This window comes from Sneathiella chungangensis, from assembly GCF_009882935.1.
GTDB classification, from domain to species: domain Bacteria; phylum Pseudomonadota; class Alphaproteobacteria; order Sneathiellales; family Sneathiellaceae; genus Sneathiella; species Sneathiella chungangensis.
This window is the reverse complement of sequence record NZ_WTVA01000004.1, coordinates 250,707-263,662: the sequence shown is the minus strand read 5'-3', so window position 1 is coordinate 263,662 and position 12,956 is coordinate 250,707. Positions and strand designations below refer to the sequence as shown.

13 protein-coding genes and 4 pseudogenes are annotated in these 12,956 nt (G+C 52.8%); 4 read left to right on the top strand and 13 right to left on the bottom strand.

Translation table 11 applies throughout. The features are described 5' to 3' along the window. Positions 1-8: 8 nt before the first annotated feature. The gene (locus GQF03_RS10545; protein ID WP_162858463.1) at positions 9-1,277 is read right to left on the bottom strand and encodes an NAD(P)/FAD-dependent oxidoreductase; all 1,269 of its coding nucleotides are present in this window, start codon (positions 1,275-1,277) and stop codon (positions 9-11) included. A gap of 67 nt (positions 1,278-1,344) precedes the next feature. Beyond that, positions 1,345-1,461 (bottom strand): annotated as a pseudogene (locus GQF03_RS19195) (aldehyde dehydrogenase family protein); the annotation flags it as partial. Positions 1,462-2,013: 552 nt separating this feature from the next. On the opposite strand from GQF03_RS19195, the gene GQF03_RS10535 reads away from it, so the two are divergent. Beyond that, positions 2,014-2,505, top strand: coding sequence for a hypothetical protein (locus GQF03_RS10535; RefSeq protein WP_161339230.1), 492 nt, complete (start codon positions 2,014-2,016; stop codon positions 2,503-2,505). Positions 2,506-2,696: 191 nt separating this feature from the next. Here the strand turns inward: GQF03_RS10535 and GQF03_RS10530 are convergent, their stop codons facing one another. The 3 genes from GQF03_RS10530 to GQF03_RS10520 form a co-directional block, all read right to left on the bottom strand. Next, positions 2,697-3,077, bottom strand: a complete 381-nt coding sequence (locus tag GQF03_RS10530) for a c-type cytochrome (RefSeq protein WP_161339229.1) — start codon at positions 3,075-3,077, stop codon at positions 2,697-2,699. Next, complete coding sequence (locus GQF03_RS10525) at positions 3,074-4,078, bottom strand: Vgb family protein (protein ID WP_206376138.1); 1,005 nt, start codon at positions 4,076-4,078, stop codon at positions 3,074-3,076. The genes GQF03_RS10530 and GQF03_RS10525 overlap by 4 nt, the downstream gene beginning before the upstream one ends. A gap of 478 nt (positions 4,079-4,556) precedes the next feature. Then, on the bottom strand, positions 4,557-5,159 hold the full coding sequence (locus GQF03_RS10520) for a sll1863 family stress response protein (RefSeq protein ID WP_161339228.1): 603 nt from the start codon (positions 5,157-5,159) through the stop codon (positions 4,557-4,559). A 181-nt stretch (positions 5,160-5,340) separates the two neighbouring features. Between GQF03_RS10520 and GQF03_RS18910 the strand changes: the two are divergent. Both GQF03_RS18910 and GQF03_RS19190 read left to right on the top strand, forming a co-directional pair. Beyond that, positions 5,341-5,460, top strand: a pseudogene (locus GQF03_RS18910) (IS6 family transposase); the annotation flags it as partial. Positions 5,461-5,513: 53 nt separating this feature from the next. Beyond that, positions 5,514-5,729: pseudogene (locus GQF03_RS19190) on the top strand (hypothetical protein); the annotation flags it as partial. Positions 5,730-5,763: 34 nt separating this feature from the next. On the opposite strand, the gene GQF03_RS10510 reads toward GQF03_RS19190, so the two are convergent. The 8 genes and pseudogenes from GQF03_RS10510 to GQF03_RS10475 all read right to left on the bottom strand — a co-directional run bounded on the left by GQF03_RS10510 (position 5,764) and on the right by GQF03_RS10475 (position 11,916). Further along, on the bottom strand, positions 5,764-6,207 hold the full coding sequence (locus GQF03_RS10510; RefSeq protein WP_161339226.1) for an SRPBCC family protein: 444 nt from the start codon (positions 6,205-6,207) through the stop codon (positions 5,764-5,766). Position 6,208: 1 nt separating this feature from the next. Beyond that, on the bottom strand, positions 6,209-6,613 hold the full coding sequence (locus GQF03_RS10505; RefSeq protein WP_161339225.1) for a DUF1428 domain-containing protein: 405 nt from the start codon (positions 6,611-6,613) through the stop codon (positions 6,209-6,211). A 12-nt stretch (positions 6,614-6,625) separates the two neighbouring features. Next, positions 6,626-7,108 carry a VOC family protein gene (locus GQF03_RS10500; protein WP_161339224.1) on the bottom strand — a complete coding sequence of 161 codons (483 nt, stop codon included), beginning with the start codon at positions 7,106-7,108 and terminating at the stop codon, positions 6,626-6,628. A 12-nt stretch (positions 7,109-7,120) separates the two neighbouring features. Further along, on the bottom strand, positions 7,121-7,543 hold the full coding sequence (locus tag GQF03_RS10495) for a VOC family protein (protein WP_161339223.1): 423 nt from the start codon (positions 7,541-7,543) through the stop codon (positions 7,121-7,123). Between the two features lie 51 nt (positions 7,544-7,594). Further along, positions 7,595-8,257: a glutathione S-transferase family protein gene (locus GQF03_RS10490; protein ID WP_161339222.1), complete on the bottom strand. Its 663-nt coding sequence runs from the start codon at positions 8,255-8,257 to the stop codon at positions 7,595-7,597. Beyond that, entirely contained in the window at positions 8,254-8,877 is a 624-nt protein-coding gene (locus tag GQF03_RS10485; RefSeq protein WP_161339221.1) for a TetR/AcrR family transcriptional regulator, read from the bottom strand. Before GQF03_RS10485 ends, GQF03_RS10490 begins: the two co-directional genes overlap by 4 nt. A 1,137-nt stretch (positions 8,878-10,014) precedes the next feature. Beyond that, positions 10,015-10,878: pseudogene (locus GQF03_RS10480) on the bottom strand (hypothetical protein); the annotation flags it as partial. A gap of 126 nt (positions 10,879-11,004) precedes the next feature. Next, positions 11,005-11,916 (bottom strand): PhzF family phenazine biosynthesis protein, encoded by a 912-nt coding sequence (locus GQF03_RS10475; RefSeq protein ID WP_161339219.1) that lies wholly within the window; start codon positions 11,914-11,916, stop codon positions 11,005-11,007. Positions 11,917-12,010: 94 nt separating this feature from the next. Here GQF03_RS10475 and GQF03_RS10470 point away from each other — a divergent pair, with 94 nt between their 5' ends. Further along, on the top strand, positions 12,011-12,946 hold the full coding sequence (locus GQF03_RS10470; protein WP_161339218.1) for a LysR substrate-binding domain-containing protein: 936 nt from the start codon (positions 12,011-12,013) through the stop codon (positions 12,944-12,946). The last annotated feature ends 10 nt before the right edge of the window (positions 12,947-12,956 follow it).

The window sequence follows — 12,956 nt, the reverse complement described above, 5'->3', positions numbered from 1 at the left end:
GGGAGATCCTAAAACCGGTTTGAGCGATAAGGGGTCATATCGATACTGCTCTTCCCGCCAAAAACAACTTCTGCCACCAATGCCGCTGTCCCCGCCGACTGGGTCAATCCAAGATGCCCATGACCAAACGCATAGGTCACCCGGTCAGAACGCGCAGAGTGGCCGATCACAGGCAATGAATCCGGCAAGGACGGACGAAATCCCATCCATTGTGTCCCGCCCTCTGTCTTAAGGTCCGGCAAGAAAGCCTTGGCCTTGGCGAGCAGAACGTCGGCGCGACGGAAATTGGGCGGCGCCTTTAGGCCACCAAGTTCAACGCTTCCTCCGACACGTATACCACTGGCGAGGGGCGTGACAACGAAGCCATGCTCCTCAAAGGAGAGCTGACGCTTGAGATCGAAGGCACCTACGGGCAGGGTCGTATTGTACCCCCGCTCCGTCTCCAGCGGAATATGATCCCCCATCGTCCGGCTAAGCTGATGTGACCAGGCTCCGGCGGCAACGACGATGTGATCCGCCGTCAGTTTTGTTCCGTCCGTGAGAACGAGGGATGCCGACGTCGCATCCGCTTCAAGGGCGCGACCTTCGGCAATGCGAATAACACCGCCACAGGATTCAAAATACCGCGCCAAAGCCTCTGTATATTCCCTGGGGTCCGCAATTCCGTACCAGTCGGCCGTGTAAGTTGCCGCAATAAAACGGGGGTCGAGTCCCGGCTGATGCCCGGCGATTTCTTCCGGACCGTAAAGATGAGTGAATTTGACGCCATGATCGGCCCTGGCCTGCCAGGAGGGAAGCGTTTCGTCGAACTTTTTGCGGCTTTCAAAGAGCTGGAGATTTCCATGGTGCCGCAGCAAGTCATGAGTGCCGCTTCTTTCCATGAAGGGGAACAATCTCTCTTTAGAGAGATGCATAAGCGCGACCAAAGCCGCGATCCCGGCCTGCACCCGGTCGGGAGAACTCGCCCGCCAGAAGCGATATAACCAGGGCGCAATGCGGGGAAGATAGGGAAGCGGAATGGAAAGGGGACCGAGCGGATCCAGCATCCATTTCGGCGCTTTTCTCATGATACCTGGTGACGCCAGCGGTGTCGCATCGGAAAAGGCGAAGGCGCCTGCATTCCCGCGCGACGCCTCCGCCGCAACGGCGGTGCGGTCGACAACAGTTACCCTGGCTCCCCGGGCCTGCAACTCAATTGCCGCCGATATGCCGATTATTCCAGCACCTATCACCAGAATTTCCGGCTGTTGATCCGTGATCCCCGAGAATTGCGTCATCGCATCCTTCTAATTCACCATGTGAGAGCCTGTTCGGCCCTGTTGCCTGTTCCGATAATAATCCCGATCCCGGCAGCGTATAGGCAGTTTTTACAGTTGTATAGAATTCCGCCGCATAACTGCCTTGCTCACGCGACCCAAAGCTTGACCCTTTTGTCCCGCCGAAGGGAACATGATAGTCCATTACACCACTCACATTTTCGGAATTTCCGGACGGACCACAAGGGCATTGCGAATGGTTTCCTCGGCTCGCGCGCGGTGCGCACCTGCCAAGAGCAGCCGTGGCTTGCGGACCACCCACATCTGAAAGAGAGGGAATCTGTTGTTACGGTTGACGGCATACTCCAACCCAACGCCGCACCAATGTTTTCAAGAACACCATCAGCCGCAGGAAAACCGCTCTATCAGGTCGGACATCATACGCAGGAAATTTCAAGGGAAATTGTACTAAAAACATCGGAGTAATAGAACTACTTCGGCATGGTGTTGTCACTTAAAATTCCTTCGCTATTCAAGGCCACCTATTCAATCGCATTCACGGCAAGCAGTTCCATGACGAAGCGATCGATGCTTGGACAGCAACAAGCCCAATCATCGAGAATATCTAAGCCAACGGGAAGTTAATGTGGCACTACTTAATAACTTCAGGTTTTCTGAATCCGAATTACACCTGGAAACGAAGAGGTAACCTTTTGGCACTAGTATTATCGATTATTGCTAATATCGCGAGTGCGCTATGCCGGGAAATGAAGATTCATTTTGGGATGACGGGGAATGGATTAGCTGGGATGAAATCAACGCCCAGATCCAACACAAGGAATGGCGAGTTAAATATCCGGATGGTGACCTTTCATTGGTTCCAATTTTTGAGTCATTCCTTTCGACCGCCGAAGAATACCATCAACTCACCGGAAAACATCTCCAGATATATGGAGACATAGGTGAACTTTACGGCGCAATTACACTTGGATTGAAGCTTCACCGGAACTATGCCCAAGGCTCGGATGCCCGCCTCGGCAACGATTTTGTTGAAGTAAAGACAATTACTCCGTTCAAAAAGCATGACACAGTTGAAATTAATCTCGCTGGCCACTTCAACAAGCTACTTATCGTGAAAATCAATAAGGATTTTGAGATCAGTGTTCTTTTCGTCGATCAGAAAAATTTTCGGGGCCAAAAATCAAAAAAACTGCGCCTCCATAGGGATAGGTTGAAAGAAATAGTCTGATTTTCCCAAGATATCGAGAGGGAAACTCAAATTCAGCCAAAAAACTACAAGGGAGGCTTTGAAACACCGGAAAGGATGATGATTTTTCATTCCGAGGGTTTATGGATTTGCCAAGACTAGGTCAAAGACCGGTTTTTCTCTGACGGCACCCATAAGGGTGGCGTCCTTTGACATAACTAAAACGCGAAATATCAGTCGCCCGCAGAAACGATATATCTCGTCAAGGCCGCGCGTTCTTCCTCGTCACGGATGCCCGGATAAGACATCCACATACCCGGGAACATACCTTCTGGATCGGCAAGAAATTCTTCCAGCCGGCGGATTGTCCAGATCTGACCCTCGTCTTTTGCTTTCCGCAGGACCGGGGAATACTGAAATTCCGGGTCCCCGCCGACGGCGCGACCAATCAGGCCAGACAATGATGGTCCCGCCATCACGCCGGCATTTCTCTCCATACTATGGCACGCACGACAGGGGGCAAAAGCCTCGCGCCCGGAAACGTCCTCGGCAATCGCCCCTGACACGACACCGCAAAAAACAACCAGGGCAATACCCCCTGTGAATGGCTTCATGCAGTATCCCCGAACCGGATACGGACGATGCGATCATTACCGGATTCACCGCCCCAGACTTCCCCTCTGCGGCCGGTCAGATGGCGGACGTTCGCGCCGGACTGATCACTCGGGTAGTTCGTGAAGCTCTCACTCTCCGGATCGAACATGACGATGGCGTTGGCGCCGAAATCGGTAAGCCATACCATGTCACGTTCATCGACATAGACGGCATATGCGCGCGGTCCATCGCCTGGCAGTTTCCATTGTTTCCACGACTCATCGGCAGGATTATAGACACTGACCTGCCCGCTGTTCCACTCGCTGATCCACAAATGGCCATGCGAATCCGACCAGACCCGACGCGCGCCCTGCCGCGGGGTTGGCGGGTCGAACTGTATTGTCTGGGCAGTTGCGGGATCGATACGGGCGATATGGCTTCCGGCGAGCGACGCATACCAGATTTCACCCCCCGGGGTAACGGTAATCCCATACGGGCCGGGTCCGCCCGGGCTCGGCCAGGCGTCAAGCTTGCCCGTTGCCGGGTCGACGCGGCCATATACGCCATTCTGTCCCGTGAACCAATAAACGCCATCATGATCGAACACCCCGGTGTTGAGATTTGCCCGGGCGAATTCCGTTGGCAAGGGGAACAGATCGACAGCGTCTGTTTCCGGATCGAGTCGGGCGATGGCGTTCTGTCCCCCTTCCGTGATCCACATGGCGCCGTCCGGCCCCAGAATCACGCCATGGGGCGCGGCCCCTTCGCCAAGCGAAACCGGATGCAATGAACCGTCCGACGGATCCAGCCGGGTCAGCGTGCCATCCCTCTGACCGCAATACCAGACCATGCCGTCGCGATCGAAGGCCAGATCGCGGGAACGCGACCCGGGCCGGGCATTGAAATAAGTAACACTGGCATTCTGAGCGGCCTGTATGGTGCCACCGATTGGAATTGACAGAACCGCCGCACAAGACGCAGCCGCGATTGTGAAGTCCCGTCGCGAAATTGGTCTCATCATATATCTCCTCTCGTTTCCTCGATACGGACAGACACCCGCAAACCCAGCCAAACGGGCAAGAAACGCGTCGACATTATGCCACAAATATTCGCCGCCAACATTAAAGAGAATACCAACCCCGAACACATAACCGTTACAATAATCCGGCCCCTCTTCAAGAGAAGATCATTAAGCGGGCCTACCGTTATAACAACAGCGCAACTTCAACTAAGTTCGCTTGCCAGTTGGAATGAACCCGGAGAGGAGGAGTTTTCTCACATATCTCGCATGCAAACCGCGGAGAGAACCGTTTTCATTAATTGCGAACTATCTCAAGACAGATTTCGGTGCCGCGTTCATGAAGAAAATCTTCGACATTGCTATGGGAAAGGGGAAACCTGACGCACCTCATCACGGCACGGCGGATGATATTGAGACGGCTTGGATGAAGCATTCATCCGCGTCCGCCGCTTCCCCCTTGCCTCAGTCATGAAATGCTCTATTTCAGGGCGCGCTTAAACGCCTTCTGCATGTCCTCGCTCGCCTTGTCGAACGCCTTTCTGGATTCCGCCAGGGCCGCATCGAGCGCCGACCATGATTCCTGTCCCGCTTTTTTCATGGCGGCAAGGCGCTTTTCGGCGGCATCGGCTTCGCTTTTCATCTTGGTGACAGCATCGTCGAAATCCGCTTTGCGCTCTTCTGGAAATTTTGCGGCGGCGGCGAAAGCATTGTTCATCATTTCCTGCCAGGCCTTCACTTGCGCATCCGCCCGCGCCTTGAAAGCCGCCTCATATTGCTCGGCATTGTTTTTGGTGCTTTTCACATAGATCTCGACTTCGTCCTCAAACGCTTTCCAGTCCTCTTTCAGCTTCGCCGACTGTGCGTCCCAGACGCTTTCCGCGCTTTCAAGATTCTTGTCGAGAAACGCCTTGAAGGCATCGCGTTGCGCCTCCATATCGGTGAGCGCTTCCTTTGCTTTCACCTGGGCATCCTCCCCGAGTTCCTCAACCTTGCCCTGAAGCGTGGACAAGGTCGCATCCATTTCATCAAGACGGCTTTTGGCCCATTCAATATAGGGATGGACTTTGCTTTCATTAGTCATGTCTCACTCCTCACGTAAAAAATATGGATCGGGGAGCAGTAACTATGTAACAAACCAATTAATTTGCATTGATCCTGGTCAAGATCAACCGGTATTACCTTTTGTGCAGCATTTGGCGAAGCATCAAAAACAAATTCGAATTTTGCTTGCCATCGAAGGAGCGCTGAATTGGCCTCACCTGATGCACAATTTCACTTTTTCCCGGCACCACTTTCCACATCATATCATCCACTATGCTGTTTGGCTATTTGCCAGATTTACACTGAGCTATCGGGATGTCGAAGACCTTTTGGTGGCGCGAGATTGGACATCATTATTCGAGGTAAGTACCATTTTCTGTAGCGGGCTGTTGATAGCCAAGGCGACGTGCTGCATTTCCTCCGACGCCTAAAGAGAATTACCAACGCTGCTTTAAAGCCAATAGGCAAGCTATTGAAGAAACGAGGATATACGCCGTCAAAGATCGTCACTGATAAATTGAAATCCAATCATAAGGCATTTCGGCTTCCGGGAAGGAGCAAGCACCGCTGGCTAATCAAAAGGTGGGCGGAAATTCTGGACTGTCCCTAACCTGTCCAACATGATCTGACGGAGAACAGTCTGGTTATTGGGTGATGTTCGGCTCGACGAGTTTGGCAAGTTTTCGCAAAGACTCTTGCCATCCGAGGTAACACGCCTCTTGCGGGATCAGGTCGGGTATCCCTTCCTGAACCACCGTCATTTCCGTGCCCACCGACACTGCCTTCAGCGTGACGGTCACCGTCATTTCACCGGGCAGGTTTGGATCGTCAAATCTATCCGTGTAGACGAGCGCCTCGCCGGGGATGAGTTTCAGATAGGTGCCGCCGAAGGAATGAATGTCGCCGGTCGTGAAGTTGCGAAAGGACATACGGTACCGTCCACCCTCCTTCGCTTCAAGCTCATGCACCGTGCAGGTAAAGCCAAAGGGAGGCACCCAGCTTGCCATCGCGTCTGGCTCAAGAAAGGCGCGATAGACCTTCTCTGGCTTGGCGGTGAAAACGCGGTGCAGGGTTACGGTACCGGGCATGTTACTTTTCCTTCCCTTGCACATTGGCTCCGACGACGACCAGCGGCGTGAAGCCGCCATAGATCAGCCGCATACCATCAAACGGCATCGGATTCTTTTCCGGATTCATGCGCGGATCGCCCTTTTCCGGATTTTCCATCCAGCCGGTCATCGTCGTCATGGCCGCATCACGGGTTTCCTTGTCGGGCCATTCAACCCAGGAAAAGACGACCGTTTCATCGTCTCTGGCCTGCACGGCCTTGCGGAAATCCGTGACCTTGCCAACCGGCACGTCATCGCCCCAGCATTCCGTGACGCGCGTTGCGCCGAGGTCAATGAAAACGCTGTCGCCCATTTCGGCGTGGGCGATAAACTTCTGCTTGTTAGCGGTCGGCACAGCGATGACGAAACCGTCGATGTAACTCATGTCATATCTCCTTCACATTTCTTCGACCGCAGCATCGAGAGCCGCGATATCAATCTTCTGCATCTTCATTATCGCATTGAAGGCGCGCTTGGCCTGCGCGCGGTCGGCGCTGGTCGTCAGGTCAATGAGCCGTCTTGGCGTAATCTGCCAGGAATAACCCCAACGGTCCTTGCACCACCCGCATTCGCTCGCCATACCACCGTTGGTAATGACTGCGTTCCAGTAACGGTCTGTCTCTTCCTGATTTTCGGTGATAATCATGAAGCTGACCGATTCATTCGGCGTGAAAATAGGGCCGCCATTCAGCCCGATAAATGGCCGCCCCAGCACGGTAAATTCGACGGTCAGTTCACTTCCTTCCCGACCGCCCGGAAAATCGCCGGGGGCCGCGTTTACCCGGCCGACTTGGCTGTCAGGAAATGTCGCCGCATAAAATTCAGCAGCTTTGCGTGCTTCGCCATCGTCGAACCACAGGCATGTCGCAAGTTCCGGCATCTGGTTTCTCCTTCAGTTCTGCGCCTTGGCGCCATCGAAGTTTAGCATCCAGGGTGTGCCGTAACTGTCGGTGAACATGGCAAAGCGTTCGGCCCAGAATGTCTCACCCGGATCCATTTCGACGGATTGAGCGTCCTTCGCAAGTGCGGCATGGATACGGTCGAATTCAGCACGCGATGACGGCGCGATGGAGACGCGGAAGCCCTGCGGCTTGTCATACATTTCTTCGCTATTGTCGGAAGCCATCACAGTGGAGTTGCCGAGCTTCATGGCCATATTCATCACTATATCGTCGCCGCCGGGCATGCGGCTTTCGGGATCAGGAACGTCGCCATTGCGGAAAACGCAGATGATCTCGCCGCCGAGAACTTCGGCATAGTGGGACATCGCCTCAAGGCAGTTCCCTTTGAAGAACAGGTATATTGTCGGTTCCATTTCTGATGTCTCCCCTGGTGTTGACGTGTAATCGTGAGGGCTTGCCATCGCTCAAACCGATACAGCGGCATTGAAGAAAGCGTATTGTGCCTTATATGCCCGCCTGAAAGCCGGACGCGCTTCGGCGCGAGCGACAAAAGCCAAGAGGTTGGGATGTTCATCGAGCAATCCCGATCCATTCAATCGGCGCAGAACATCGGCCGTCAGCAGATCGCCGGCGCTGAACATACCGTCGAGCCAGTCGGCATCGCCGAGGTGCCGCGACAGATCGGTCAGCTTATTGCGGATACGATCCTCGACAGTATGCAGGCGCTGCTCGAACCAGGTTTCATCCCGTTCGAGATAGTGGACCACTTCGCGGTCGATGATCACGGGTTCAATCGTACTGATCGCCGCAAACATCCAGGCGATCGCGCGTGCTCTTGCATTCGCTTCGTCCGGAAGGAGGCCCGCGTGCCTATTCGCGATGTGGAACACGATCGCGCCCGTCTCGAAAAGGCAAAGATCACCCTCTTCAAAAGTCGGGATCTGCCCGAAGGGATGGAGTGCCCGGTGGGCAGGCTCCTTCATGGCGGCAAATGAGACGGAACGGGCCTCGTAGGGCTTGCCGACTTCCTCCAGCGCCCAGCGCACGCGCATGTCACGCGCCAATCCCTTGCCTTCATCGGGCGAACGTTCGAAGACGGTAATGATGGGTTTGGGTCGGGAGGTCATCTTGAAGGTTCCGCCGGGCTGTCCGCCGTGAACAACAATTTAATGTAGCGTTTCAGATGATCGACACTGTCGATGGCAACGGCGGGTCCGCCCTTCGCCTTGGCGAGGATGAAGGCACCTTGGAGCACCGCCTGGGTGTGGAGCGCGAGGCTTTTGGCGGTCCAGTCCGCCTTTACACCGTAGAGCGTCATCGCCGCCGCGATGTCGTCTTCCAGGGTCGCGGCATGTCCCGAGATGCTGGCGTCGCAAGCATCGCGGATCGCTGGATCGGTCGCGAAAGCCTCCTGAACCATGGTTCCAACGAGGCAGGTAAATTCCTCGACCGTGCCCTGTAGTAGTGACTTGCGGAACTCCACATAAGCAAGCACGCGGTCGAGTGGATCGGCATGATCGTGATAGGGCGCGCGGGCGAATAACTCCGCGGTCGTCGAGGACCAGTAATCCGCCGCCGCCAGCGCCAGATCTTCCTTGCTCTTAAAGTGATGGAAGAAGCTACCCTTGGTTACCCCTGCCGCCGCACAGACGTCCTCGATCCGCGTCGCCGAATATCCCTTTGCGCGAATAACCTGCAGCGCCGCGTCTAGCAGCTTCGTCTTGGATGGATGAAAATTGACAGTCATTGGCTCCATACCTACTGGTTGGTCCAACTCATACCTACTAATGGGTATGGAGTCAAGTGAAACAATTTATGCCGAGTGTGATAAACGTAGCCTTGATGATATCCGTTGGATTCATTAAACAAGCCTACGCATGTCACATTTTTCTCCCTCGTCGTCTGACAGGTAGATGTAAATTATCAACGGGATTTTTAGCTCTTTTGCTGTCAATTTGCCCGGCTAATGCATCGATAGCATTGTCATTTATGTATCTCTTCGGTCTATGGTCAATAGCTCGCATCGCCTACCGACGGAAAGCGTCTAGTGCACTTCGCTTTCTATGCAAGATAAAAGTGGCAATGCTGCTGACCACCCATATTTTCAGTTATCCCATATTTGATTGCCCCTTGAAACTTTACCTACGCTATCAATCCGCGCTATAGGCCAGCCATATTGATAAAGCGTTGATATTTCTTTCTAAGAGAAAGTCGTGAATAGTAACGCCAGGCACAAATGGCTTGGGCAGTGAATAGCTACGAAATGGAGTTTACATTTGGGGGATTGTTCTTGCCTTTGTACGGCTGCTCCAGGCGAGGCAAGCGACCAACTCATTGGCGGCTTTAACATGTGGAGTCCGTTGAATGTCAAAACCGTTAAGAAAAAGATCAGGCCTCCATCCGACTGGAATGAGCAACGGGAACAGTTCGGATTCCCTCAAAAGTCAATTGTACTTCCCGATGGTCTGGACCTTGAAACAGGACGACAGAGACGAATGGGAAAATTTACAGAATGAGGCCTCAACGGAGAGTCTCTACCAACACTGGATAGCCCTGAATGTCCCGGTTCTGTCCTGCTCAGAGGGCGAACCTGGACAGGATTCAGGTTCACCTTTGAAGAAGTGGTCGAGGTTGCCGTCTCATGCGAACCCGTCTACGCCATTTTCCCTGATAAACAGGGCAAAACAGGGATTTTTGATGAATTTGGTCGCAAATCGACCACCTATTCTACAAAACTCTTTTATTTTTAACGACGTTTTCTGATTTTCCCTGCGAAAACTAACAGGGAAATATTTATCGAAAACAGAGCAACTAATTTTCTCCAAGGATAATGGCACTTCGGGAAGTGCCTATGGATGACGATCCCGTTGATCCGCTCCCGGAATTACACGGCCCGGAAACGAAGTGGCTTGCCAGGAGACAGTTGCTCGACAGCATCCACAATGGCATCCGCATCTATTGAGAAATGGTTATGTAGGTCTGCGATCGTTCCCGTTTGACCAAAATGTTCCACGCCGAGAGGAACAACTTTGTGCCCGGCAACGGACCCCAGCCAGGAGAGGGTCAGGGGATGGCCATCAATTACCGTGACAATAACGCAATGGGAGGGCAGCTGCGTCATCAATCGCTCCACATAGCTTTCCGCATGGATCATTCCACGATGGCGAGCCCGCTTGGCCGCCGTCCAACCAGCGTTGAGCCGGTCAGCCGAGGTGACTGCGAGAACGCCAATGTCGCGACGGTCGCACATGATTCGTCCGGCGGCCTCAATCGCCTCCGGAGCAACACATCCCTGATAGGCAATCACGATATCCGCAACGGCATCTCTCGCGAAAATACCGCGACGATTAACCCATAGCCCGAGATTTGTAGACACCGTTACATCCGGAGAGGTCGTTACTATCCGGTCCGCCAGATCGCCACCATTTTTTGCTATTGGATCAAGGATCTTGCCAAAGCCAGCCTGGGTGGACAGGACATTATCGTCAAGGAATGCTGGCGCCGGCACCTCTATCCTCGCGGCGTTATAGCGCCGCGGCCCTTTACTGAAGAAGGAAACATCCTTGAGAAACGCCGATACGGAACCGCGATCTTTTTTCTGCATCGTACAAAGCGGCTCCCACTCCGATCCCGCGTCAACGTCCATCTTGATCCGGAATTCGTCCATCTGCTGGTTATTCATAAGACCGGAATGATTGTCTTTATGGCCCGCCAGGCGATGACTGCCCATCTTGAACATGTGAGCAAGAATCTATTCGGAACAGATGAAAGTTAGTTTTTTTTGATGATATCGGCGATATTTTAGCGTCGGCTTATGAAGGCGAGCTTTGGTTCGCCGTCATATATTGAGTAATTGATTGCTTGTGGAAATCCTTCAGATCTCGATTTCCATCTTTTTCATCACCTTCCCATATCCTCCCGCCATAAGGCCGGCGATCTTCCCGTTGTCGAGAATTAGCTCAACTGTAATAAGGCTCGGTGACGGGGGAGCCATAAAACTGCCCTGCCCGATAACAATTTTTTCTTTCTCAAGCCCCAGATAGTCGAACAACACACAGGCAAGCGGACCCGCGGCCATTCCTGTCGCAGATTCCTCCTCGATGGCGTAGCGTGGCGCGAACATACGCGTTGTTGCATCGATTTCCTGTGACCCCACATCGGTCGTAAAAACGTAGTAACCGATGAGATCGAGCTTATCGCTGATCCTGGTAATTGCGTCGAAATCCGGCTGAATGTTATGCAGCACCTGCCGGTCTTTAACAGCAATGACAACAAAGCTGTTCCCCGTATTCACCAAAACTGGATCAATTCTCTGATCCAGGTCCTGCGGAGCAAGATTAAGAGATTTTAAAATGTCTTCGGCAGAGACACCTTCTTCCGTCCAGTCAGACGACTGACGATAGCGGGGCGCCAATTGCTCCATGTACGCAGCGCCTTCCTTTATGATGATCTTCCGCGGCCCGTCCACCGTTTCCTTTGACGTCAATCCATCCGCAACTAATCCTATTTCGGCCAGATAGGAAAAAGTTGCGATTGTCGCATGGCCGCAATGGGCGATGCGGCGATTAGGCGTGAAAAAATCAAGCTTGAAACCCTCGGTTTTCGATCTTGATACGAAAGCTGTTTCAGACAGACCTATTTTTCCGGCAATATTCAGCATATCTGCCTCTGTGAGATTGTCAGCATCCAGTACAACGCCCGCCGGATTACCCCCCTCCTGGCCACGAACAAAGCCATTAACTATTTGCGCGTTTATAATGCTGCTTACTGCATGAATTTCTGACATGGCTTATTTCCTTATGTTATGAATTATTTTTTATTTATAGGCAGTTTTATGTTATTTCAATGGATATAAATTCACATATAAGTGCATTTTTTTCATGAATAAAAATTCAGCATTAGTAAACAAATTGGCTAAATCAGCGGCTTTTCTCATTGCCATTAAGGAGGAGAAAAGCTTCGCAGGGGCCGCTTTGAGACTATCCATCGATCAATCGGCCATAAGCCATCGTATCCGGATGCTTGAAGATGCGATCGGGTTGCCGTTGTTTGAAAGAACGACACGAAAAATAACCCTCACCGAAACGGGAAAGATTTTATGTGACGCCGCGGAAAGCGCGACTCTCGTCTGGAACGCCGCGTTAGAGAAAATCAGAACCGATCGCCAGTCCAATCAAATTAAACTTACCGTCCCCTCCTCCCTGGCCATGAAATGGTTGGTGCCGGCGATTTCCCGCATGGATGAAGCGGGTCTGGACCTGTCCCTTGACGTCAATGACAGTATGGTTGATCTCCATGCTGCGGAGGCTGATGTCGCTATTCGTTTCGGACCGGGTCCCTACCCCGGATTTCATGTAGACCATCTGGCACATTGCGAGTTTACTCCTGTGGCACAAACCAGCTTCGAAATTGGTGCGGATCACAATTTCTGGGATCTGGCGGAGGAAAATCTGACACTGCTTTCGGACCGGCGCGGCCAACATGACGGCACCGGTTACAGCTGGGATAATTATTTTCAGGAAATTCACGCCGCCAAACCCAATGCGGCACGGCGACATTCTTTCGACAGGGCGGATTTAATGCTGCAAGCCGCCATGAGCGGAATGGGCATCGCCCTTGGAAGAACTCTCCTGATTGAAAATGATATTGCTGCTGGATTTTTAAAGGTGGTGGGGCCACCAGCCAGTACAAGGTCCACGTACTGGCTGGTCACTACCGCCTCTTTTGCGCAATCAGGAAAATATCAGCTGCTTCTTTCCTGGTTGAAGGAACAGATTTATTCGACAGCTCAATATGACGCGACCGGCGCGCTATAGCCCGTAACAT

Coding starts and splice junctions, on each gene's coding strand:
- GQF03_RS10545 (WP_162858463.1), bottom strand. CDS start 1,277: ATGACGCAATTCTCGGGGATCACGGATCAACAGCCGGAAATTCTGGTG.
- GQF03_RS10535 (WP_161339230.1), top strand. CDS start 2,014: ATGCCGGGAAATGAAGATTCATTTTGGGATGACGGGGAATGGATTAGC.
- GQF03_RS10505 (WP_161339225.1), bottom strand. CDS start 6,613: ATGAGTTACATCGACGGTTTCGTCATCGCTGTGCCGACCGCTAACAAG.
- GQF03_RS10500 (WP_161339224.1), bottom strand. CDS start 7,108: ATGCCGGAACTTGCGACATGCCTGTGGTTCGACGATGGCGAAGCACGC.
- GQF03_RS10470 (WP_161339218.1), top strand. CDS start 12,011: ATGAATAAAAATTCAGCATTAGTAAACAAATTGGCTAAATCAGCGGCT.
- GQF03_RS10510 (WP_161339226.1), bottom strand. CDS start 6,207: ATGCCCGGTACCGTAACCCTGCACCGCGTTTTCACCGCCAAGCCAGAG.
- GQF03_RS10485 (WP_161339221.1), bottom strand. CDS start 8,877: ATGACTGTCAATTTTCATCCATCCAAGACGAAGCTGCTAGACGCGGCG.
- GQF03_RS10490 (WP_161339222.1), bottom strand. CDS start 8,257: ATGACCTCCCGACCCAAACCCATCATTACCGTCTTCGAACGTTCGCCC.
- GQF03_RS10520 (WP_161339228.1), bottom strand. CDS start 5,159: ATGACTAATGAAAGCAAAGTCCATCCCTATATTGAATGGGCCAAAAGC.
- GQF03_RS10525 (WP_206376138.1), bottom strand. CDS start 4,078: ATGATGAGACCAATTTCGCGACGGGACTTCACAATCGCGGCTGCGTCT.
- GQF03_RS10475 (WP_161339219.1), bottom strand. CDS start 11,916: ATGTCAGAAATTCATGCAGTAAGCAGCATTATAAACGCGCAAATAGTT.
- GQF03_RS10530 (WP_161339229.1), bottom strand. CDS start 3,077: ATGAAGCCATTCACAGGGGGTATTGCCCTGGTTGTTTTTTGCGGTGTC.
- GQF03_RS10495 (WP_161339223.1), bottom strand. CDS start 7,543: ATGGAACCGACAATATACCTGTTCTTCAAAGGGAACTGCCTTGAGGCG.